Here is a 21,019-nt window from a genome sequence, read left to right as displayed (position 1 = left end):
CTTTCTACAGGAAATGAAAGAAAGCGGTTGCGCGGGGTCCGCAATCAGCCGCGAATGTCGTCAAAAAGCACCGTGGAGATGTAACGTTCGCCGAAGTCGGGAACGATTGCCACGATGAGCTTGTCCTTGTTCTCCGGACGCTTCGCGAGCTCGAGCGCGCCCCACACGGCCGCACCGGCCGAGATGCCGCCCAGGATGCCTTCCTTGGTGCCGAGGGCACGCGCGGTGGCCACAGAGTCCTCGAGGGTTGCGTCGAGGACCTCATCGTAGACGTTGGTGTCCAGGATTTCCGGAATGAAGTTTGCGCCGAGGCCCTGGATCTTGTGCGGGCCGGCGGCGCCGCCGTTCAGAATGGGAGAGTCCTTGGGCTCAACGGCCACGATCTGGATTTCGGGCTTGCGCTCCTTCAGGACCTGCCCGACGCCGGTGATGGTGCCGCCCGTGCCGACGCCGCCGACGAAGATGTCCACTCCGCCTTCGGTGTCTGCCCAGATTTCCTCGGCCGTGGTGGCGCGGTGGATTGCCGGGTTTGCCTCGTTGGCGAACTGCTGGGCCCAGATGGAGTTCTCGGTGTTGGCGACGATCTCCTGTGCCTTCTCGACCGCGCCGCGCATGCCTTCGGAGCCCGGGGTCAGGACAATCTCGGCACCGTAGGCGCGCAGCATGACGCGGCGCTCGGTGGACATGGTTTCCGGCATGGTCAGGATGACTTTGTAACCGCGCGCCGCGCCGACCAGGGCCAGCGCGATGCCGGTGTTGCCCGACGTTCCTTCGACGATGGTGCCGCCCGGCTTCAGCGCACCGGATTTCTCGGCGGCGTCGACGATGGCGACGCCGATGCGGTCCTTGACGCTGTTGGCGGGGTTGTAGAACTCCAGCTTCACGGCAACCGTGGCGTCCAAGCCTTCGGTGAGCCTGTTCAAGCGGACCAGGGGGGTTCCGCCGATCAGCTGGGTGACGTCGTCGTAGATCCGTGCCATGTAATCATGCCTATTCTCTGAATTCGCTGAAATAGCTACTGCTGAGGTCAGCCTAACGAGCGGTGCTACACGCTGCTACGCGCGGAGCCACGAAGAGTAATATTTCCGGGCCTTGGCGAGCTTGGGGTTGATGATGACCTGGCAATAGCCCTGCTCGGGGAACTTGGCGTAATAGTCCTGGTGGATCGACTCGGCTTCGTAGAACTCCGACAGCCTGCTCACCTCGGTCACAATCGGCTTGGACCACAGTTCCTGGTTCCGGAGGATGGCCTCTTCGAAGAGGATCTTTTCTTCCGTGGTGGTGTAGAACATCGAGGAACGGTACTGGGTTCCGACGTCGTATCCCTGGCGGTTGAGTGTGGTGGGATCGTGCAGGGCGAAGAACATGTCCAGGATGATATCCGCCGGGATGATGTCCTCGTCGAAAGTCACGGCGACGACCTCCGCGTGGCCTGTCATCCCGGAGCAGACATCGTAATAGTCAGGGTTGCGGATGTGCCCGCCCGTGTAGCCGGAAACCACGGAACTGACGCCCTTGGTCTTCTGATAGACGGCGTCGAGGCACCAGAAGCAGCCTCCGCCAAGTACAAAAGTTTTCATGATCTCTTCAATGGCCGGGAGTCCTGGATGATTCCCGCACAACCTTACGGGACTGTGACGGCAGTGACCCGGCCGGTGGCAACAATCTCAAGCCGTCGGGTGGCCGCAAGCGCGACTTGGCCGCCGGATGCGCAAGAATGTAATGCATGGAAGCTGTGAACACCGCGGTTGCAGACACAGGATCCGGCGAAGAACCGGAGAATGGAGCGGCGGGGACGCCAGGTAGCCCAACACTCGGTCAGGTCCTCTTGGCAGTGGAGGAGCTTTGGCCGGAATCGCTTGCCGAGGAATGGGACGAGGTCGGACTGGTGGTCGGACGGCCAACCGCCACCGTCACCAAGGTCATGTTCGCTGTGGATCCGACCCTCGCCGCGATTGAAGAGGCCATCGAATGGGGAGCCGAGCTCCTCGTCGCGCACCACCCGTTGCTGCTCAAAGGCGTCACCTCCGTAGCTGCCACGAGCGCCAAGGGCCTGGCGGTCCATCGGCTTATTGAATCGGGTACCGGTCTGCTGACCGTGCACACCAACGGGGACTCCGCCGTCGGAGGCGTTTCGGATGTCCTCGCCGACGCCTTCGGACTGGACAACGTGGTTCCGCTGGCGCCTGCTGCCCATGGATTGCCGGAAGAGGGAATCGGCAGGGTCGGGGACCTGCCCGAACTCATGACGCTTGGAGATTTCGCCGCACGGGTGTTCGAGATCCTGCCCTCCGTGGCCGGAGGCGTGCGGGTCGCCGGAGACAAGGACGGGCTCGTGCGCCGCGTAGCCGTCTGCGGGGGTGCCGGCGACAGTCTCTTCGACGCCGTCCGCGCCAGCCAGGCGGACATCTACGTTACTGCGGATATGCGGCACCACCCGGCGTCCGAGGCCCGCGAAGCCGCCGTTGAGGGCCGGCCGTACCTCATTGACGTATCGCATTTCGCGAGCGAGTGGCTCTGGCTTCCCGCCGCGGCCGAAGCGCTCGGCAACGTACTCGCGGACCAGGGCCACGACGTCGAGATCCGTGTGGCAACCACCAACAGCGATCCGTGGGACTTCATTCTGACTCCCGGCTAAGCCGGGGGAGCACGCTACGCGATAGAGTCGAGACAAGCAGGCCCAAGGCCTGGCTGGGGCTGAAGACCAACCCCGGCACGATCAAGCGGAGGTAAGCGTGGCCAAGGCAGCACCGGCGGAACAGTTGAAATTGCTCGAACTGCAGGGGTTGGATGCGAAGCTCAAATCCTTGGCGAACCGCCGCCGCACGTTGGAGACGGACCCCCGCATCACCGATTTGCAGGACGCCCTCAGCGTGGCCAACGGGGCGCTCGGGGCCGCGAAGCTTGCCGTCCACGACGCCGAAGCCGAGCTCCGCAGGTCAGAGGCCGACGTCGAGCAAGTGGCCGGGCGCATTGAGCGGGATGAAGCCAGGTTGAACAGCGGCACCGGGCTCTCCAAGGACCTCGTCGCGCTGCAAAGCGATATCGCGTCACTGAACAAGCGCCGGTCGGACCTCGAGGATGTCGAGCTGGAAATCCTGGAACGCTTGGACGGACTCAGGGAGCGCCAAGCCGCGCAACAGCAGATCGTCGATGACATCCAGGGCTCGTTCTCCGGGATCCGTGCCGAGCTGGACGCCGCGATCGCCGAGATTGTTGCCGAAGAGGCCGACGTGCGCGCCCAGCGGTCCGGCTTCGCCGAAGGGCTCGACGCCGGGATGGTGGCCATCTACGAAAAGACCCTCGCCAGGCGTGGCGTGGGGGCCGCCAGGCTCTTCCACGGGAAGTCCGAAGGCTCGGGGATGACCCTCAGCCCCGGCGACCTTGCCGAGGTCAAGGCTGCGTCCGAGGACGAGATCGTGTTCTGTCCCGATTCCGGCTGCATCCTGGTGCGCTCCGCCGAATGGAACTAACCGCCTGTTCCGCACCCAACTGACCGGTCCGCCCGACTGACTCGCAGTTAATGTCGTTTTCAGGCGTCAAAACGACACTTGCTGCTAGCTAGTTGGGGAGGATGATGCTGAGGGTGTGCGGCTTGCGCGCCGTGCCTTCCGTCAACTCCGCCGTCCATTTTTCCGAGGCGGCCTTAAGCAACTGTCCGGGCGTTCCGGGCGCCTTGCCTCGACGGCTTAACAAGTGCCTGGCCAGTTCGCCGCGGGTGTGCTTGGCGAAGTGACTGACCACGGTGCGCTTTCCATAGGACTCGGAAAAGACGTTGACGGAGACCGTCTGCGCGGCAGGCGGGGCCCAAGCCGCGGCATAAGTGCTGGACCGGCAATCCACCAGCAGTTCGCCCTCCACGCGCGAGGCGAGGGCCTGCGTGAGCTGCGGCTTCCAGAACGACGCGAGGCGCCCGACGTCGGGCAGTGCCGTTCCCATGGACAAGCGGTAGGCGGGCACACGGTCGCCGAAGCCGATTGCGCCCCACAGGGCGGACACTACGAGGATCGACTCGACCGCTTTGCGGCGCTGCGCCGGTGCCAGGGTCTTGTAGCCGAGCGCGTCGTAGAGAACCCCGGAATACACCTGGTGGGCCGGGGCCGCGGGTTCGTCGTGGAGCCGGGTATTGCGTTCGACGTCGTCCTTCAACGAGGCGCCCACCCCCAGGAGGGCGAGGGCGTCCTCATGCGCGCTGACCAGGCCCAGCGCGTCGAGCACTTTGGCCCGGTAGCTGTTGAGTTCGGGAAAGCTCAGGGACTCCCATTCGACGGCGGAGCCCTTCTCAGCGGGGGTCTTGCCTTCGGAGGGCGGCAGCAGGATCAGCACCAGTCGATATTAGCTGCATTAAGCGGGCCATCTGTCAGACGTGCAGCCCAGGAGGGCCTTCCGGAAATACGGAGCGCCCGACGCCGGTAGACTGGACGGCGGATGGGTTGACCAGGCGGCCGCGCGCCACGTGAGTGGCTCGAGGAACGTCCGGGCTCCACAGGGCAGGGTGGTGGGTAACGCCCACTCGGGGTAACCCGCAGGCCAGTGCCACAGAGAACAGACCGCCCGCGCCTGCTTGTGCCAGCACGGGCAGGCAGCAGGTAAGGGTGAAACGGTGGTGTAAGAGACCACCAGCTCCTTGGGTGACCAGGGAGGCTAGGTAAACCCCACCCGGAGCAAGGCCAGACAGGGCACGATCGAGGGCTGCTCGCCCGAGTGCCCGGGTAGGCCGCTGGAGGGCGTCGGCAACGGCGTTCGTAGATGGATGGTCGCCACTCCTTCGCCGGCAACGGCGCGGGAGGACAGAACCCGGCGTATCGGTCAACCCATCCCTCAGCCTTGTGTGAGTGATTTCACGCAGTCCGGCGGCCAAGGCCTCCGGTGCCAGACCTTAGAATGGACAGTGAACGTAGAAGTTCCACCGCCGGTTCTGCGTTCGCAGCCGGCGGTTTTTCTTTGCAGCGTTCGAGGTGTCCGGGCAGACCGAAGTCCCGCCGATGCCAGTGCCGCAGGATTACTCCGGGCGGCCGCCATCTACGTACGAGGACGTATGTAGCTGACCCTAGGAAGGTAGTTCTGTGAGCCAGTCATCAGATTCTTGTCTTGATACGTGGATGGGCCGCGAAGCGCTGGCCGAGGCCATGATTCCGGTGATCGGCCGGCTGTACCGTGAGAACAACGTGGTGACGAGCATCCACGGGCGCAGCTTGATCAACAAGTCGTCGATGAACATCCTGAAAGCCCACCGGTTTGCGCGGCGGATGAGCAAGGACGAACTTCGTCTCGAAGAAACCGCGCCGCTGCTGAACATCCTCGCCGAACTTGACCTCGGGGCTGCTGCGATCGACATCGCCCGCCTGAACGAGAAGTACAAGGCCGAGGCTGCGGGAACGCCCTTGGAGGACTTCCTCCGCGCCGAACTTGCCGAGGTTGTCGGGCGCCGCGGCGCGGACGACCGGACCAGCACCGACGTCGTGCTCTACGGTTTCGGCCGCATCGGCCGCCTGCTGGCCCGCCTCCTGATCGAAAAGGCCGGCGGCGGGCACGGCCTGCGGCTGCGCGCGATCGTGGTCCGCAAGGGCGCGGAGAACGACCTCGTCAAGCGTGCCAGCCTGCTGCGCCGCGACTCCGTGCACGGTTCCTTCGAAGGCACCATCCGCGTGGACGAGGCCGCCAACACGATTACGGCCAACGGTGTCCAGGTGCAGGTCATCTACTCGGACAACCCCTCCACTGTCGACTACACGGCTTATGGCATCAAGGATGCCCTGGTGGTCGATAACACGGGCCGTTGGCGCGACGCCGAGGGCCTGTCCCAGCACCTGCAGAGCAAGGGTGTGGCCCGGGTGCTGCTCACGGCTCCGGGCAAGGGCGATCTGAAGAACATCGTCCACGGCATCAACCACACCTCCATCGAGGACACGGACACGATCGTCACCGCGGCGTCCTGCACCACGAACGCCATCACGCCCGTGCTCAAAGCGCTCAACGACAAGTTCGGCGTCATCCACGGCCACGTGGAAACGGTGCACTCGTTCACGAACGACCAGAACCTGATCGACAACTTCCACAAGGGCGACCGCCGCGGCCGCTCGGCCGCCTTGAACATGGTCATCACCGAAACGGGTGCGGCCAAGGCCGTGGCGAAGGCCCTCCCGGAACTGCAGGGCAAGTTGACCGGCAACGCGATCCGCGTTCCCACCCCGGACGTGTCGATGGCCATCCTGAACCTGAACCTTGAAAAGGGAACCACGAAGGAGGAAGTCAACAACTACCTCCGCGAGATGTCCCTGCACTCGGAGCTGCGGAAGCAGATCGACTTCATCGACTCACCCGAGGTCGTCTCCACGGACTTTGTGGGCTCCCGCCGGGCAGGCATCGTGGACGGTCTGGCCACCATCGCCACCGACAAGCACCTCGTGGTCTACGTCTGGTACGACAACGAATTCGGCTACTCCTGCCAGGTAGTGCGAGTCATGGAAGAAATGGCCGGCGTGAACCCGCCGTCGTTCCCGGCACGCGGCGTCGCTGTTGACCTTGAGCCCAAGGCAACATTGGAGCCCGCCGGCGTCTGAACGGCCTTGGCCGGGTCAGGAAAGACACAGGGTATTCCCGGCTGATGCGCTGGCATCAGCCGGGAAACCTGACAAGAATGGACGGCATGGACAGCGAAAAGATTCTGGAACACGAAACAACCTTGGAACACGCCCTGGACGTCGCGCGCGCCAACCTCAAGGAAGCCCAGCGGCTGCTCGACGAAGCCAAGGCGGCACACGCAGCGGGTGATATCACTGAGGACCGCGTCCTCCAGTTGGGGTCGCTTCTGGAGCTGGCGGCCGACGACTTGAAACGCGTCACCAAGGAGCAGTAAGCCGCGAGTTGTCCTCCACATTGGGGATATCGACGCCGGTGTCTGCGCCCTGATCTAGGCTCAAGGGAAGTATTCCTCCCCGAAAGGACGCAATCCCTTGAGCACCACCTGGGCCGCGTATCGGCGCGCCCGCCGTCAGTCCCGGCAGGCCTGGGTGTTGGTGATACTCATCGTCGCCGGTGGACTGGCCGGCATCGGATGGTTCTTCACCAAGGGCCAGTTCGACGTCGGCGAGGACCCGGGCAACGGACCCACGGAAGCTCCCGTCTTCGATCCGGGTTGGATGAAGCCGGTGGAGGCTGTTCAGCCTGTACCCGTCGGTCCAGCCGTTGATGCCCTTGAGGCGCTTGCCGTGAAGGGGCGTGCCGCCAAGGACAACTACGACCGCAACGAGTTCGGCCAGGCGTGGCTCGACGTCGACCGGAACGGCTGCGATACCAGGAACGACATCCTGAGGCGAGATCTGACGGCAACGGAGTTCACGGCAGGCTCGAAATGCAGGATCGCTTCCGGGGAACTACGTGAGCCATATATCGGGCAGGACATCCATTTCCGCAGGGGCTCCGAAAGCAGCTCGGCGGTACAGATCGACCATGTGGTGGCTCTCGGGGACGCCTGGCAGAAAGGCGCCCAGCAGCTCACTGCCAAACAGCGCCGAAGCCTCGCCAATGACCCCCTGAACCTGGTTGCCGTCGATGGTCCCGCCAACGTGAAGAAAGGCGCGAGCGACGCCGCGAGCTGGCTTCCTGCAAACAAAGGCTTTCGCTGCCATTACGTAGCCCGGCAGATTTCCGTCAAAGCCGCCTACCGGCTCTGGGTCACCCAAGCTGAGAAGGACGCCATGAAGCGCGTCCTGGATTCGTGCCCCGGCCAGCGGACCATCAGGGCGATGTAGCCGCCTCAGGCCGTGTCAAACCTGAGTGCTCCGCGCTGGGGGAAGCGCCAGATGGCCGTGGCCAAGCTGCCAGGCCCCGCCGTCTTCGATCCTTTCCAGCACCACCCGCTGAAGTGACGTCTCGCGGGGGAGCCGATCAAGGTTTTCCATGCCGCGCTGCCGGAAAGTGAAGTAGATAGCGTCGCCCGGGGCGTCTGAGCAGCGGTCCAGGGTGAATCGGCGGGCAAAAGCCGCGATGTTGCTGTGCGGCAGCTGATCGGCAAGATAGGGATCCAGCATCCAGGAGTCGCAGCTCGCCACGGAAACCGGCCTGTCCGGGAAGTATCGGTCGAAGAACTCCCTGGCCTGGCTGAAGCTCGCGTCCACGAGGGCAGGGGAGAGGCCTCCATCCTCGGGAATGTGCACGCCCAGCACCCATGAGCCCCCTGCGGGGGCGGAGCCTTCGGCGTCGGCGGAGCCTCCGACGTCTGGGAAATCCGCGTCGCCGCGGACAAGGTGGAATTGCAAGCGGCCGATCCGGAAGATGTTTCCGGCCATGTGGAGGGTCAGCCACGCCCACGTGTCCAGGCCGAAGCGTGCGTGGACCCGTCGGTTGATACGGAGGTTCAGTCCCACATCCGCCAGGATCGCGGCGGAGGCTGCCGGCGGGATGCCAAGGGAAAGATGATGCCGGTGGACCACAGGTGCGAAGCGCAAGAGCGCCTCGATCCAGTCGGTTTCGCTGCCGCCGTCCGCGGGGGCAGACGTGCTTGGGAAGGTACCCAGGCGGGAGTCAAGGCTTGCAAGGGCCCGTCGGGTGCCGTCTCCGGGAGGTGAAGCCAGCAGCGAGGCACACTCCTCGGCGTCCTCACCGTGGATGTCGAGAAGCCCGAACAATTCGTCCTGCGCGATGCCGGCCATGGCTCAGTGCCCGAAGGGGTCCGGGTCGACACCCGGCATCCAGCTCAGGCCAGGTACGCCCCAGCCGTTCTTCTTTGCCTGCTTCATGGCTTTCTTGGCGTAGCGGTCAACCAGGCGGTTCACGTAGAGCTTGCCATCAAGGTGGTCGAATTCATGCTGCATGATCCTCGCGAACCACCCCGTGGCGACGAAATCCACCGGGTTGCCGTAGCCGTCGAAGCCTTGGACGCGGGCCCATTCGGCCCGCTGGAGGGGGTAGTGCTCCCCAGGGAATGACAGGCAGCCTTCGACGTCTTCCTCGGGATCGGGAAGGGCGCCGGGGACCTTGGAGAGCGTGAGGACCGGGTTCACCAGAACGCCTTCATCCGGAGCATCGTCCTCATTCGCGTATTTGAAGATGAAGATCCGTTTTCCGACCCCCACCTGGGGCGCGGCCAACCCTACGCCGTTGGCGGCTTCGTTCGTCTCGAACATGTCGGCAATCAAGGTGCGCAGTTCGTCGTCGAACTCTTCCACTTCACTCGCCCGGCGGTGAAGCACGGGCTCGCCCCAGATGGTGACTGGCAGGACGGTCATGTCAGGTGTTCCTCTGGTTCTCGGTCTGTGGTGGCCGACATCGGCCCGGACAAAGCAAAGGCCGCACTGGATAACCAGTACGGCCTTTGGCTGCGATCGATAACCTGCTACCGATCTCGTGAGGGTGAGCGACGGGGGTTGAACCCGCGACCTCCTGGACCACAACCAGGCGCTCTGCCAACTGAGCTACGCCCACCATGTGCCTTTTTATGCTTTCGGAATGACCCGTTGGCTGCGAAGGCAACGACAAAAACTATACCCCGTCTTGGGGAGTGGTTTTGCCACTTTTGGCCGTTTGGTTGAAAATTCCCGGAAACGTGCCGCAGATCACGTGCCTGCCGGTGTCTCCGGACCCGCTGCAATCTGCTTGGAGATCTTCTGGGCAGTTGCGGTGTCGGGGCCGGGAGCCGGAACGAACACAGCTTCGCGGTAGTAGCGCAGTTCCTCGATGGAGTCCCTGATGTCTCCAAGCGCGCGGTGGCCGCCATGTTTGGCAGGCGACTGGAAATATGCGCGCGGGAACCATCGGCGTGAGAGTTCCTTGATGGTGCTGACGTCGATGACCCGGTAGTGAAGGTGTTCGACGATGGTGGGCATGTCCCGCGCGAGGAACATCCGGTCGGTTCCGACCGAGTTGCCACCCAACGGCGCCTTCTTCGGATCCGGTACCCACTTCTCGATGTACTCCAGAACGATTGCTTCGGCTTCGGCCATGGTCTTGCCATGGGGGAGCTCGTCCAGGAGCTTCGAACGGGTGTGCATGTCGCGGACGAAGTCGTTCATCTGCTCAAGCGCGGCGTCCTCAGGCTTGATGACGACGTCCACGCCATCACCCAGGATGTTTAGCTCCGAATCGGTGACCAAGGCCGCGACCTCGATCAGGGCGTCGTTTTCCAGATCGAGACCGGTCATCTCACAGTCGATCCAGACGATGCGTTCATTTGTAATAGGCACTGGCCCAGCCTACCGTTCGGGCGCGCAGGAAGGGTGGCGGGGCGCTCCATTCCGAGCCTGCGGCGCAGTGCTGCTGGTAAACTGGGCCGTTGTCGAGCGGTTGTTGCCTGCATCGATGAGCTGGACCAATGTAGGTAGGGACTGGAATATCATGACGGCAGGCGGAACGGGCGTGGGCACCTCAGATAGCCGGGATGAAGCAAAGGAATCCGCGGCGCCGTCGGAGAAGGCCGTCGCCGGTCTCTATTCCCCGAATGCCGCGCACCTCGGCGTCGGAATCCCCGGCCACGCGAAGGCCTACGTGGCAATCTGGCAAGGATTCTTTGGATCCCTCATGATCTTCGTCGGTTCGATCGGCGCCGGCTGGATCGCCAACGGCTCGCCCATGTTCAGGCACCCCCTTGTCATCGCCCTGCGCACGGAGGGCTGGGGCGTGACGACCTCCACCATCCTGCTGACGGCGGGGGCCATGCTTTTGGTCAGGTCATGGTTGAGGCTCGGGCAAAGACTCAAGGACTGGGGCCCCGGCTCGCTCAGATCCGTGGTTGTCGCCGTTGCGGCGTGGGCGGCGCCCCTGATGTTTGCCGTGCCCATCTACTCCCGCGACGTTTACGCTTACACCGGCCAAGGCAGGCTGGTGCTGGAAGGCCAGAACCCGTACACGGCGGGCATTTCCACGCTCAGCAACTGGTTCTCGCTGGGAGCCGATCCGGCCTGGGCAGAAGCCAAGACGCCGTACGGGCCCTACTTCCTGTGGCTGGCTAGATGGGTGGTGGGCATCACCGACGCCCAGCCCGATTTTTCCGTTTTGCTCTTTCGCGTTCTAGCAACCGTCGGAGTGGTGCTGTGCGTGATCTATGTCCCCAGGCTCGCCGAAATGCACGGAATCAATCCCGGCCGCGCGCTGTGGATCGCCGTAGCGAACCCGCTCTTTCTCATCAGCTTCGTAGCCAGCGCCCACAACGATGCCCTCATGGTGGGCCTGGCCGTGGCCGGAATGTACTTCGCAGCCACCGGACGCCATATCACCGGGCTTCTGCTGGTGACGGCTTCCATCGGCATCAAGCCGATCACGGTGCTCCTCTTGCCCTTCATAGGACTCATGTGGGCTGGCCCTGCCGCGAGTTGGGCCCGCAAGTTCCTGTTCTGGGGCGCGACGGCGGGTATCAGTTTTGCGGTCTTGGCAGTGAGCGGCATTCCCTACAACCTTGGCTTTGGCTGGGTCTGGGCCATCCTCGATCCCACACCCGGTTACACGGGATATTCTCCCTCCGGCTTCCTGGGCCAGCAGGTCGAGATGATCGCAAATCTCCTGGGCCTGCCCGGGTCCACCATGGCGACGGGGCTCCGGACGCTCATGAAGTGGGCCGGAATCGGGCTGGTGGTGGTGTTGATGTTCCGCGGCGACTATTCACGGCTGGTGCGCCGCGCGGCCCTGGCGTTTGCTGCCGTCGTCATGCTGTCCCCGATCATCCAGCCGTGGTACATCCTGTGGTTCATCCCGCTGCTCGCGGTCACGGGAATCAGGGACGACTGGCAGATCAAATCCCTCTATGTCGCGGTCACGTTTTTCGTCGCGTTTGGAGCGCAGGACCAGATTTCGGTGCTGTCCTTCGTGGAGTTGAACGTCAAGGTATCCTCCCTGTCATTCCTGGTGGCCTTGGGATTCACTGTCTACCTGATGGTTTTGGACGTCCACACCCGCAGGCTGCTGATCCGTTCCACTCCTGCGCAACTGCTCCGCCGGCTCGAGCAGCGGCTCAGGCGCTCCGAATAGCAGTTCTTGCGCCGGACTTGCGGCCCAGTTCCACCGTCCGCTGCACTGACCACCAGAGCAGGACAACCAAAAGAACGTTCCGCGTGGTGAGCACCGTTGCCATCACCGGGTTGGCATGGATCAGCGGCGTGTAGAACAGCGGGTAGATCACAAAAGTCGTCATGGCGATCCCCATGAGGAGCGCGGCGGGAACCCGCCAACGATTCCAGTCGTGGGTCAGCCCTGCGATAACCACCGGCGCAAGCCAGATGATGAATTGCGGCGAACCCACCTTGTTGAACACGATGAACGCGGTGGTCATCATGAGGGCACCTTCGAGGAACAGCTCTTCCGCTTCGGCGCCGCGCCGAAGGGCCCAGATCAAGAGGGCGGAGCCGGCGACGGCGGCAAGCACCAAGAGCGGCTGCATCATGAACGCCGCCACATTGGCTCCCGGGCCGTATACCTCGGTGGAGTTGATGGCGACGTTGTCGGCGATTTTGGAACCGCCGATGTTGAGCACGCTCAACCAGACCCATGGGGTTGAGAACGTGGCTTCCAATTGCATGCCGCGTTCGCCTTGGTTGGTCAAAAAGTCGAGGATGTGTGGGAGGCCGCCCGAAAGGTAGGTGCCCAGTGCGACGGCCGCGGTTACGGCGGCGCCGCACGCGATGATCCGCAGCCTGCGGTGGCTCGCGATGATGATGGGTACCAGGACGGCGGCCGGCCAGACTTTGATCCACGTGGCGATGCTGAGGAGGATGCCCGCCGCGACGGGCCGCGTAGCGGCATACAACAGGGCGACCAAGACAATGGGTGCCGTGATGCCCTCTACCCGGGCGAAGCTGAGGTAGCCCATGAAAGCGGTGAAGAACAGCCACCACCACGCGGGAGCGATTCCCGTTGTCCTGCGCGGTCCGCGGATCAGGATGAACAAGCCGGCGGCATTGAGCGCAGTGATGATCAACGTCCACACCAGGAGGTATGGACCCGGGCCCGCGATGTTGGCCAGGAAGATCGGAATCTGGGCGAGCACGGGGTATACCCACGGGCTGATGGCTCCATGGAGATCGGCAGGGTTGTAGCCGGCCATCGCCCACTGGCGGTACTGCTCAGTGTCGCTGAACGTGTTTCCCGTCAGGAAGAAACTAGCCATCCAGCCGAGGAAGTACACATGAATGGCGGCAAAACCCCACCAGACGCTGGAAGGGCGGCTGAACCAGGCGACGGCGGCAGGCGGCAGGGCGGCGTCGCGCACGCGGACCAGTCCGTCAAAGAAGCGAACGGAAATCTTAGGACTCCTTGGCAGCGGTGGCGGGCTCTTTGGCCGGGATCTTCTTGCCCAAAAGGTAAAGGCGGCGCACGGACCAGCAGAACAGGACCACCAGCAGGACGTTTCGGACTGTCAAAACCAAGGCCATCAAAGGGTTGTTGTGGCTGAGTGCGTCATAGAAGAGGGGGTAGATGAAGAACGTGGCCACAGCAATGGCGATGAGCATGGCCGCGGGAACGCGCCATTCCTTCCAGCTGTGGGCGAGTCCTACAGCGACAGCCGGCGCCAGCCACACCATGAACTGGGGCGACCCCACCTTGTTGAACACGACGAAAGCCGTGGCCATGGTCAGGGAGCCGGCCAACAACAGCTCCGTGCGGTCCGCCCCGCCGGTTCGCTTGCCGTTGTGGAGCGCCCAGAAGATCAGGGCGGCCACCAGGATTGCAGCCAGGACAAGAAGGGGCTGCATCAGGAATGACATAAGCGTGGTGCCGGGGCCATCGACCTGCATGGAGTTGATGTCCGTGTTCATGTACATCCTGGAACGGCCAATATGGAGGACCGAGAGCCACAACCAAGGAGTGGTGAAGGTAGCCTCCAACTGCATGCCACGATCGCCTTGTTGGGTCAGGAAGTTAAAGAGCCTGGGCAGTTGACCCACCGCAGCAGTGAGCGCGACCACCACGATGCTCGTGAGAATTCCCGCGGCAAGTACCCGTGTTCTCTGCTTGACCACCGTGAAAAGCGAGAGGACGACGGCGGCTGGCCAGACTTTCATCCAGGTCGCGATGCTCAGGAGGGTCGAGGCAATGAAAGGGTGCGACACCCCATATGCCAAGGCGATCAGCACAATGGGTGCAGTCAAGCCATCCACGCGGGCGAAGCCCAAGCAGCCCATGATCAAGAGGAAGACGAGCCACCACCACCCCGCCGGGATGGCGTCGCGACGCCGTCCCCATCCTGTGAGCTTCGCGATGGCCACGCCGTTGAGCACGGTGATCATGAGCACCCACAAGAAGAAGAACGGTCCGGGACCGGCCACGCCTGCTATGGCCATCGGCAAGAGGGCGAGGACCGGGTAGACCCACGGGCTCGGTCCGCCATGGAGGTTCCCGTCCTGGAATCCGGCTGCGGTCCAGTTTCGATAGATCACCGTGTCGCTGTACGCCCCGCCGTGAAGCGAGACAATCAAGGAGAAGACGAGGAAGACCAAATGCACCACGCAGAATCCGGCCAGCAGCCCTTTGGGGGAGTTGAGCCAGGCTTGCGCCGGGGAGGGAAGAACACGGTGACGGAACCGTGTGAGCGCGCTGAAGAATGAGTCCGTGGAAATGGGAGGATCCTTGCTGGGTAGTCGGTGTCGCGGGGTGTCGCAAGCCGTAACGGCCGGAGCCGTTCCAGACAACATCGGCTCCTTGAATTTCACGCGGAACCAGTGTGGCTATGGGTCTTCGGCATCAGACCAGAGCCCCGTCCATCCTATCTCAGGCCCCTTTCGCGGGCAGACCTCCGGTCCCGTTGGCCCCGGGGAGCCACGGGCCACGATGCTACAGTTGCAATAATCCATGGCAGCATGCAGTACCACTTTGGCCGGACGCGGCAGGGAACCGGACAGGATTTTGTTTGATGGTGACGTCGAAGTTTCGTGAGCGTGAGGTGGGGAGTTCGGTGGCTCATCCAGAGGCGCTTGGCGATTCCAACGCCCCGGTACACGGCATTGTGATAGCCAAAGCGGCAAGGACGGCAATCGTCCAGGGTTTCGTCGGGTCTTTGATGATGGTGGCAGGCTCGGTCGGAGTCGGCTGGCTGGCCAGTAGCAGTGCCCTCATCCGTACACCCCTCTTCATCGTGGCCCGGACGTCTCCGGTTGGTGTGATCGTCTGCACCGTGATGCTCTGCCTCGGCGCGCTCCTGCTTCTGCGCTCTTGGCTGCGCATTGCCCAGCGGATCGGCGGATGGAACCCTTCCTCGCGTCCTGTGCTTCGGCGCGCGTTGTGGATGTGGGCTCTCCCGATGATGTTCAGCTTGCCGTTGTTCAGCAGGGACGCTTATGCCTACATCGGCCAAGGCCGGCTCATGGAGCAAGGCCTGAATCCATATACCAACGGCATCTCGGCCCTGAGCAACTACTTTTCACTCGGGCCGGACAAGTTGTGGACGGAAGCACCTACCCCTTACGGTCCGTTGTGGCTCTGGATCGAACAGGGTGCCGTGTGGGTGAGCGCCAGCGTCCCCGAGCTTGCACTCATTCCGTTCCGCCTGGCTGCCCTCGCAGGGGTCATACTCCTCGCTGTCTACGTTCCCCGCTTGGCTGCGCTCCACGGAGTGAACCCGGAGCGGGCATTCTGGCTTGGAGTCCTCAACCCCGCTCTCCTGATCAACTTCATCGCCAGCGCGCACAACGACTCCTTGATGTTGGGACTGGTTGTTGCCGGACTGTACTTCGCCTCGGTCAAACGTCCCGTGCTTGGAATCTTGTTGGTCACTGCCTCGATCGCGATCAAGCCGATCACTCTGATTGCGTTGCCTTTTGCCGGACTGCTGTGGGCAGGTTCCCGTGCCGGCTGGGGACGCAGGATGCTTTGTTGGACGGCCACGTTGGGTCTGTCCATGGGGCTCCTCGCCGCTGCAGGATTGGTGAACGGGCTGGGATTTGGCTGGCTGGGCGCTCTCCAGACTCCCGGCGCCGTCTGGAGTTGGTACGCGCCGGTGGGCTTGCTGGCACACCTGGCCGGACTCGTCGTCGGACTATTCGGTGGTCCGGGCGTTCCCGTGACGGATGTTATCCAGACCGCCGGAACAGCGGTTTCGGCGCTTGCGATCGTCTGGCTCGCGGTGCGGACGCCCGGGCGCGGAATCGGAATGCCCGCGCCGCTTGAGCAGGAATCCGAGTTCAATAAGACCGTGCTCCGCAGGATGGCGTGGGCCTTCGCCGCCGTCGTAGTCCTCGCGCCGGTAATCCAGCCTTGGTACATGGTGTGGCTGCTGGTGTTCTTTGCGGTGACCGGAATCGCAGACGGCGCCCAGCTTCGGACGGTCTTCTATTTGACCGCCTTCTTCACCCTCATCGCGTTGACCGACCAATTGAGCGTCTTCCAATGGATCCCCATCGAGGTGGTGCGCGGGGTGGCGATCGCCATCGGGGTCTCCTTCATCGCCTATCTCGTGTTCTTTGACAAGAAAACCCATGTGCTGTTCCGCCCGCGCCGCGGGATTCTGAAGCTCAGGCTCAAGCCGAAGTCCTGAACCGGATCAGCCGAGGTGTTTCATGGCCTCACGGAGGGACAGCGGGCTCAGCCTCGTCTTTCGGGTTTCCACGTAGCCCCGCACCCACTGGGGATCGGTCTTGGCGTACTCCCGCAAGATCGCTTTCCTGATAAAGAACTCCGGCGCCCAGGTTGGCGTCCAGCGCCGTGGCGAGAAGATCCTGGTCCGTGGCGTTCCCGGATGTCGGCGATTCTTCGGGGTCCCATGCCGCGACTTTAGGCCAACCCGTGGCTCGCCGCGGACTCACCACCCGGTTGACTCGGACGACGGCGCCCATAGAGTGGGTGGAAAGAGTCCGTCCGGCGGCCGTTCCGGCCCCCTGTTCCTATGCTTGGAGGCCTCAGTGTCCATGGTGAAGACGCCAGAGGAGATTGCGCTCATGCGTGAAGCCGGGAGAGTGGTGGCGAACACTCTATCGGCGGTTCGTTCGCACGCCGGCGTCGGGGTGTCGCTCAAGGAACTGGATGATGTGGCTGCCGCTTTCATGGCGGCTGCCGGGGCCACTCCCGCGTTCCTGGACTATCGTCCGCGGTGGGCGCCTACGCCCTTTTCGAGGGTCATTTGCACGAGCGTCAACGATGCTGTGGTGCACGGCATCCCGGACGGATATGTATTGCAGGACGGCGACCTCTTGAGCGTCGATTGCGGGGCGTTTGTGCAGGGATGGTGCGGGGACGCGGCAGTCAGCTTCATCGTGGGCACTCCGGATCCGGTGGACCAGGAGCTGATCGACGCCACGGACGCCGCCCTCGCCCGCGGGATCGAGGCTGCCCGGATGGGAAACAAGATGGGCGACCTTGCGTATGCCATTGGCGGGGAGGCCAAGCGCAGCGGCTACGGGATCCTTGCCGATCACGGCGGGCACGGCATTGGCCGGACCATGCACGCCGAGCCGAGTGTGCCGAACATCGGTCGGCCGGGCCGCGGAGTGAAACTCGTTGAGGGCCTGGTGATCGCTATCGAGCCCATGCTGATTCTGGGCGGCAGCGACGACTACTACCACGACGACGACCAGTGGACCCTGCGCTCCGCCAACGGCCGCCGCGCGGCGCACAGCGAACACACGGTGGCCATCACGGCGGATGGCCCGCTTGTTTTGACACTGCCATAGTTGGATCGGTGGGCGGGGCCGTAGCCGGCTTCCGGGCGCCGCCTTGATGGAAATGCCAAGAGCGGCTCTGAACCACGTTTCCGCAGGTCAGAGCCGCTCTTTGGGTGCCCCGGGAGGGAATCGAACCCCCGACCAAGAGATTAGAAGGCTCCTGCTCTATCCTCTGAGCTACCGAGGCAGGCGTCGCACCAACAGCACATGGCTGTGGCGCCATCAAGAGTTTACATCGCGGCGGCTGCCCTTGTTGTCAGCCCGGGTTCGGGCGTGACCCGTCCTCCACAAGCGGGCATCCGGTCAGGCTATCCACATACGCGAAGTGGATACTGCCGCGGATCTGCGCGGCCCGTGAAGCTGAGAGGGCCAGACAGGCAGCTCAACTCACGTTAGGACACAACCATGAACGACATCATCACTGTCCGGGGTTTCGTTGCGACGGAACCCAAAAGTTCGACGACGCCGGGTGGAACGGGAACTGCCTCGTTCCGGCTGGGTACCACGGAGCGCAGGTTCGACCGTGCCAAGGATGTCTGGGTGGATGGCAACACCAATTGGTTCAGCGTCCAGGCGTTCAGGCATCTCGCGGGAAACATTGGATGCAGCGTCAAGAAGGGCCAGCGGGTCATCGTGGTCGGGAAACTCAAGTTGAGGCAATGGGAACACGACGGCAAGATCTATCACGTTGCCGAAATCGTCGCGGAATCGGTGGGGCACGATCTCATGTGGGGCTCTGCGAACTTCATCCGGACCTCAAGTAACACCATCCCGCAGAATATGCCGGTGGCACCGGAGGTCGTGCCGGAGAACCCCTGGCCTTCGGCGGATGATGATGGTGAGGACGGCCCGCATGACGACGAGGACGGAAGTGCAGCAGCCGAGCGGGAAGTAGTTCTGTCGGCTGGAGAAGGCGATGGGTCGGTTCTCGTTGATACCCGCACCGGAGAACTTGTGGACGCGATTGCCTGAACTACCCCGGTCCTCAGATGACGACGGCGCCTGAAACAGTAGATGCCACGGACCTCCGCGGTTGCCATGCGGCGCACCAGGTAGTGCGCCGCATGGCAGAATGGCCGGGTGATGAGCAGGGGAACGCCGCGAAAACCATCAGGACGCCGCCAACAGGCCGGAAGCCGAGGTTTGCTGCTTGCGGTGCCCTTGCTCGTGGCCGGGCTGGTAGCCGGCTGCACTGCGCCTGCTCCTGTCGTGTCAGCGAGCGCGCCGGCTTCATCGCCGATCCCATCGCGTACAGCCGGCGCCACCCCCAAAGCCAGTCCCGCTATCACACCGGGCGCTGCGAGCCCGGGGGCATCGGCTTCGCTCAGTCCGGGCACTGCGGCGCTGAAGCAGACCGTGGAGTCCGTACTCAAAACCGTTGTCGCCACAACGCCCAAACCGGCGCAGGATGCGCTGCGCTCCCAACTCGTTTCGGCAGGCATCCCCGCCTCTGCCGTCGAGGTGTCCGCGAGCAAGACGCCAACGGGACTGGATGTCGACGCCATTGAGACCGCGGCCAAACTGGACAAGGACTGCGTGATGGGGGAGATCAGGGACGGCCAGGTTTCAGTGTCGGTCCTTCCCGTGTTGGCCAGCGGCAAATGCTTCGTCGGGGATTCCCACTAGCAGGGCCGAATGTGAGTTATGCCTTGCCACCCATTAGATTTAACGGCATGGCGGAATTCATTTATACGATGACCAAGGCTCGCAAGGCCGTTGGCGAAAAACTAATCCTGGACGATGTCAGCATGTCGTTCTTCCCTGGCGCGAAGATCGGCGTCGTCGGCCCGAACGGAGCCGGCAAATCCACGATCCTGAAGATCATGGCTGGTATCGACACACCGTCGAACGGCGAAGCCCGCCTCAGCCCCGGCTATTCCGTGGGCATCCTCCTGCAGGAGCCGCCCCTGAACGAGGAAAAGACCGTCCTGGGCAACGTCCAGGAAGGCGTGGGCGAGATCTACTCGAAGATCCAGCGCTTCAACGCGATCTCCGAGGAAATGGCCAACCCGGACGCCGACTACGACACCCTGCTGGAGGAAATGGGCCACCTCCAGGAAGCCATCGACGCTGCAGATGCGTGGGACATCGATTCCCAGCTCGAGCAGGCCATGGACGCGCTTCGCTGCCCGCCGGGCGATTCCGACGTGACTGTCCTGTCCGGTGGTGAGCGCCGCCGGGTAGCGCTCTGCAAGCTCCTGCTGCAGAAGCCTGACCTCCTGCTTCTTGACGAGCCCACCAACCACTTGGACGCCGAAAGCGTTCTGTGGCTGGAGCAGCACCTCTCTTCCTACCCGGGTGCCGTGCTCGCCATCACTCACGACCGCTACTTCCTGGACCACGTCGCCGAGTGGATCTGTGAAGTAGACCGAGGACGCCTTTACCCCTATGAAGGCAACTACTCCACGTACCTGGAGAAGAAGCGCGCCCGCCTCGAAATCCAGGGCAAGAAGGACGCCAAGCAGGCCAAGCGCCTCACGGAGGAACTTGAGTGGGTCCGCTCCAACGCCAAGGGCCGCCAGACCAAGTCGAAGGCGCGCCTGGCCCGGTACGAGGAAATGGCAGCCGAGGCTGACCGCACCAGGAAGCTCGACTTCGAGGAAATCCAGATCCCGCCGGGACCGCGTCTGGGCGGCCTGGTTCTGGAAGCGAAGAACCTGCAGAAGGGCTTCGATGACCGGACCCTGATCGACGGGCTTTCGTTCACGCTTCCCCGTAACGGCATCGTCGGTGTCATCGGGCCCAACGGTGTGGGCAAGACCACGCTGTTCAAGACCATCGTCGGGCTGGAACCGCTCGACGGCGGCGACCTCAAGATCGGTGACTCGGTCAAGATCTCCTACGCCGACCAGAGCCGTGGCGGCATCGACCCCAACAAGACCCTGTGGGAGGTCGTCTCGGACGGACTGGACTTCATCCAGGTCGGCCATGTTGAGATGCCGTCGCGCGCCTACGTCGCGGCTTTCGGCTTCAAGGGACCGGACCAGCAGAAGAAGGCCGGCGTGCTCTCCGGTGGTGAGCGCAACCGCCTGAACCTGGCGCTGACCCTGAAGCAGGGCGGAAACCTCCTGCTTCTTGACGAGCCCACCAACGACCTCGACGTCGAAACCCTCAGCAGCCTTGAGAACGCCCTGCTCGAGTTCCCCGGCTGCGCGGTCGTGGTCTCGCACGACCGGTGGTTCCTCGACCGGGTTGCCACCCACATCCTCGCCTACGAAGGCGACGAGGAGAACCCGTCGAAGTGGTACTGGTTCGAGGGCAACTTCGAGTCCTACGAGGAGAACAAGGTGGAACGCCTCGGTCCGGACGCTGCCAAGCCGCATCGCATCACGCACCGCAAGCTGACCCGCGACTAAAAGCGGAATGCACCGCAAAAGGCCGGCGCCCTGGATCTTCTTCCAGGGCGCCGGCCTTTGTGTTGCGCAGAATTATTGCTT

Annotated in this window: 20 protein-coding genes, 2 tRNA genes and 1 other RNA gene; 12 read left to right on the top strand and 11 right to left on the bottom strand. The window is 63.3% G+C overall.

What is annotated here, in order from left to right; translation table 11 throughout:
- Positions 1 to 44 precede the first annotated feature (44 nt).
- Entirely contained in the window at positions 45 to 980 is a 936-nt protein-coding gene (cysK, locus tag OIT41_RS12365) for a cysteine synthase A (protein WP_078108644.1), read from the bottom strand.
- A gap of 75 nt (positions 981 to 1,055) precedes the next feature.
- Entirely contained in the window at positions 1,056 to 1,580 is a 525-nt protein-coding gene (msrA, locus tag OIT41_RS12360) for a peptide-methionine (S)-S-oxide reductase MsrA (RefSeq protein WP_241709842.1), read from the bottom strand.
- A 146-nt stretch (positions 1,581 to 1,726) separates the two neighbouring features.
- Here msrA and OIT41_RS12355 point away from each other — a divergent pair, with 146 nt between their 5' ends.
- The gene (locus OIT41_RS12355; protein ID WP_241709843.1) at positions 1,727 to 2,638 is read left to right on the top strand and encodes a Nif3-like dinuclear metal center hexameric protein; all 912 of its coding nucleotides are present in this window, start codon (positions 1,727 to 1,729) and stop codon (positions 2,636 to 2,638) included.
- Positions 2,639 to 2,735: 97 nt separating this feature from the next.
- The gene (locus OIT41_RS12350) at positions 2,736 to 3,473 is read left to right on the top strand and encodes a zinc ribbon domain-containing protein (protein WP_241709844.1); all 738 of its coding nucleotides are present in this window, start codon (positions 2,736 to 2,738) and stop codon (positions 3,471 to 3,473) included.
- An 88-nt stretch (positions 3,474 to 3,561) separates the two neighbouring features.
- Here OIT41_RS12350 and OIT41_RS12345 read toward each other — a convergent pair whose 3' ends face one another.
- Positions 3,562 to 4,326, bottom strand: a complete 765-nt coding sequence (locus OIT41_RS12345) for a YaaA family protein (protein ID WP_241709845.1) — start codon at positions 4,324 to 4,326, stop codon at positions 3,562 to 3,564.
- Between the two features lie 103 nt (positions 4,327 to 4,429).
- Between OIT41_RS12345 and rnpB the strand changes: the two genes are divergently transcribed.
- From rnpB to OIT41_RS12325, 4 genes are all read left to right on the top strand, one after another.
- Positions 4,430 to 4,821: RNase P RNA component class A (gene rnpB / locus OIT41_RS12340), an RNA gene on the top strand.
- A gap of 281 nt (positions 4,822 to 5,102) precedes the next feature.
- Positions 5,103 to 6,563, top strand: a complete 1,461-nt coding sequence (locus OIT41_RS12335; RefSeq protein WP_241709881.1) for a glyceraldehyde-3-phosphate dehydrogenase — start codon at positions 5,103 to 5,105, stop codon at positions 6,561 to 6,563.
- A gap of 86 nt (positions 6,564 to 6,649) precedes the next feature.
- Positions 6,650 to 6,859, top strand: a complete 210-nt coding sequence (locus tag OIT41_RS12330) for a hypothetical protein (RefSeq protein ID WP_241709846.1) — start codon at positions 6,650 to 6,652, stop codon at positions 6,857 to 6,859.
- Positions 6,860 to 6,956: 97 nt separating this feature from the next.
- The gene (locus OIT41_RS12325) at positions 6,957 to 7,754 is read left to right on the top strand and encodes an HNH endonuclease family protein (RefSeq protein WP_241709847.1); all 798 of its coding nucleotides are present in this window, start codon (positions 6,957 to 6,959) and stop codon (positions 7,752 to 7,754) included.
- A gap of 15 nt (positions 7,755 to 7,769) precedes the next feature.
- Here the strand turns inward: OIT41_RS12325 and OIT41_RS12320 are convergent, their stop codons facing one another.
- The 4 genes from OIT41_RS12320 to orn form a co-directional block, all read right to left on the bottom strand.
- Positions 7,770 to 8,654 (bottom strand): acyltransferase domain-containing protein, encoded by an 885-nt coding sequence (locus OIT41_RS12320; RefSeq protein WP_264636524.1) that lies wholly within the window; start codon positions 8,652 to 8,654, stop codon positions 7,770 to 7,772.
- Between the two features lie 3 nt (positions 8,655 to 8,657).
- The gene (gene def / locus OIT41_RS12315; protein ID WP_241709849.1) at positions 8,658 to 9,230 is read right to left on the bottom strand and encodes a peptide deformylase; all 573 of its coding nucleotides are present in this window, start codon (positions 9,228 to 9,230) and stop codon (positions 8,658 to 8,660) included.
- 123 nt (positions 9,231 to 9,353) lie between these two features.
- A tRNA-His gene (locus OIT41_RS12310) sits at positions 9,354 to 9,426 on the bottom strand.
- A 131-nt stretch (positions 9,427 to 9,557) separates the two neighbouring features.
- On the bottom strand, positions 9,558 to 10,142 hold the full coding sequence (gene orn, locus OIT41_RS12305; protein ID WP_241709882.1) for an oligoribonuclease: 585 nt from the start codon (positions 10,140 to 10,142) through the stop codon (positions 9,558 to 9,560).
- A 193-nt stretch (positions 10,143 to 10,335) separates the two neighbouring features.
- Between orn and mptB (OIT41_RS12300) the strand changes: the two genes are divergently transcribed.
- The gene (gene mptB / locus OIT41_RS12300; protein ID WP_241709850.1) at positions 10,336 to 11,961 is read left to right on the top strand and encodes a polyprenol phosphomannose-dependent alpha 1,6 mannosyltransferase MptB; all 1,626 of its coding nucleotides are present in this window, start codon (positions 10,336 to 10,338) and stop codon (positions 11,959 to 11,961) included.
- On the opposite strand, the gene OIT41_RS12295 is transcribed toward mptB (OIT41_RS12300), so the two are convergent.
- A complete protein-coding gene (locus OIT41_RS12295; RefSeq protein WP_241709851.1) occupies positions 11,945 to 13,198 on the bottom strand; it encodes a glycosyltransferase 87 family protein in 1,254 nt (417 codons plus the stop codon). The genes mptB (OIT41_RS12300) and OIT41_RS12295 overlap by 17 nt on opposite strands.
- 34 nt (positions 13,199 to 13,232) lie before the next feature.
- The gene (locus OIT41_RS12290) at positions 13,233 to 14,546 is read right to left on the bottom strand and encodes a glycosyltransferase family 87 protein (protein WP_241709883.1); all 1,314 of its coding nucleotides are present in this window, start codon (positions 14,544 to 14,546) and stop codon (positions 13,233 to 13,235) included.
- A 293-nt stretch (positions 14,547 to 14,839) separates the two neighbouring features.
- On the opposite strand from OIT41_RS12290, the gene mptB (OIT41_RS12285) reads away from it, so the two are divergent.
- A complete protein-coding gene (gene mptB / locus OIT41_RS12285; RefSeq protein WP_241709852.1) occupies positions 14,840 to 16,459 on the top strand; it encodes a polyprenol phosphomannose-dependent alpha 1,6 mannosyltransferase MptB in 1,620 nt (539 codons plus the stop codon).
- 6 nt (positions 16,460 to 16,465) lie between these two features.
- Here mptB (OIT41_RS12285) and OIT41_RS12280 read toward each other — a convergent pair whose 3' ends face one another.
- On the bottom strand, positions 16,466 to 16,576 hold the full coding sequence (locus OIT41_RS12280; protein ID WP_264636523.1) for a DNA alkylation repair protein: 111 nt from the start codon (positions 16,574 to 16,576) through the stop codon (positions 16,466 to 16,468).
- A 247-nt stretch (positions 16,577 to 16,823) separates the two neighbouring features.
- On the opposite strand from OIT41_RS12280, the gene map reads away from it, so the two are divergent.
- Positions 16,824 to 17,591 carry a type I methionyl aminopeptidase gene (gene map, locus OIT41_RS12275; protein WP_264636522.1) on the top strand — a complete coding sequence of 256 codons (768 nt, stop codon included), beginning with the start codon at positions 16,824 to 16,826 and terminating at the stop codon, positions 17,589 to 17,591.
- A gap of 105 nt (positions 17,592 to 17,696) precedes the next feature.
- Here map and OIT41_RS12270 read toward each other — a convergent pair.
- A tRNA-Arg gene (locus OIT41_RS12270) sits at positions 17,697 to 17,769 on the bottom strand.
- A 218-nt stretch (positions 17,770 to 17,987) separates the two neighbouring features.
- On the opposite strand from OIT41_RS12270, the gene OIT41_RS12265 reads away from it, so the two are divergent.
- The 3 genes from OIT41_RS12265 to ettA all read left to right on the top strand — a co-directional run bounded on the left by OIT41_RS12265 (position 17,988) and on the right by ettA (position 20,938).
- On the top strand, positions 17,988 to 18,554 hold the full coding sequence (locus OIT41_RS12265; RefSeq protein ID WP_241709854.1) for a single-stranded DNA-binding protein: 567 nt from the start codon (positions 17,988 to 17,990) through the stop codon (positions 18,552 to 18,554).
- 183 nt (positions 18,555 to 18,737) lie between these two features.
- On the top strand, positions 18,738 to 19,208 hold the full coding sequence (locus OIT41_RS12260) for a DUF6993 domain-containing protein (RefSeq protein WP_264636521.1): 471 nt from the start codon (positions 18,738 to 18,740) through the stop codon (positions 19,206 to 19,208).
- Between the two features lie 47 nt (positions 19,209 to 19,255).
- Positions 19,256 to 20,938 (top strand): energy-dependent translational throttle protein EttA, encoded by a 1,683-nt coding sequence (ettA, locus tag OIT41_RS12255; RefSeq protein WP_264636520.1) that lies wholly within the window; start codon positions 19,256 to 19,258, stop codon positions 20,936 to 20,938.
- Positions 20,939 to 21,019: the final 81 nt, after the last annotated feature.

The sequence above is a fragment of the Arthrobacter sp. YA7-1 genome (assembly GCF_025960325.1).
In the GTDB taxonomy this organism is placed as follows: domain Bacteria; phylum Actinomycetota; class Actinomycetes; order Actinomycetales; family Micrococcaceae; genus Arthrobacter; species Arthrobacter bambusae_A.
This window is presented reverse-complemented; position numbering and strand designations above follow the sequence as displayed.

Excerpts from the sequence above, each read along its gene's own strand:
- cysK (WP_078108644.1), bottom strand. The coding sequence starts at position 980 with ATGGCACGGATCTACGACGACGTCACCCAGCTGATCGGCGGAACCCCC.
- msrA (WP_241709842.1), bottom strand. The coding sequence starts at position 1,580 with ATGAAAACTTTTGTACTTGGCGGAGGCTGCTTCTGGTGCCTCGACGCC.
- OIT41_RS12355 (WP_241709843.1), top strand. The coding sequence starts at position 1,727 with ATGGAAGCTGTGAACACCGCGGTTGCAGACACAGGATCCGGCGAAGAA.
- OIT41_RS12335 (WP_241709881.1), top strand. The coding sequence starts at position 5,103 with ATGGGCCGCGAAGCGCTGGCCGAGGCCATGATTCCGGTGATCGGCCGG.
- OIT41_RS12330 (WP_241709846.1), top strand. The coding sequence starts at position 6,650 with ATGGACAGCGAAAAGATTCTGGAACACGAAACAACCTTGGAACACGCC.
- OIT41_RS12320 (WP_264636524.1), bottom strand. The coding sequence starts at position 8,654 with ATGGCCGGCATCGCGCAGGACGAATTGTTCGGGCTTCTCGACATCCAC.
- def (WP_241709849.1), bottom strand. The coding sequence starts at position 9,230 with ATGACCGTCCTGCCAGTCACCATCTGGGGCGAGCCCGTGCTTCACCGC.
- orn (WP_241709882.1), bottom strand. The coding sequence starts at position 10,142 with ATGACCGGTCTCGATCTGGAAAACGACGCCCTGATCGAGGTCGCGGCC.
- mptB (WP_241709850.1), top strand. The coding sequence starts at position 10,336 with ATGACGGCAGGCGGAACGGGCGTGGGCACCTCAGATAGCCGGGATGAA.
- mptB (WP_241709852.1), top strand. The coding sequence starts at position 14,840 with ATGGTGACGTCGAAGTTTCGTGAGCGTGAGGTGGGGAGTTCGGTGGCT.
- OIT41_RS12265 (WP_241709854.1), top strand. The coding sequence starts at position 17,988 with ATGAACGACATCATCACTGTCCGGGGTTTCGTTGCGACGGAACCCAAA.
- ettA (WP_264636520.1), top strand. The coding sequence starts at position 19,256 with ATGGCGGAATTCATTTATACGATGACCAAGGCTCGCAAGGCCGTTGGC.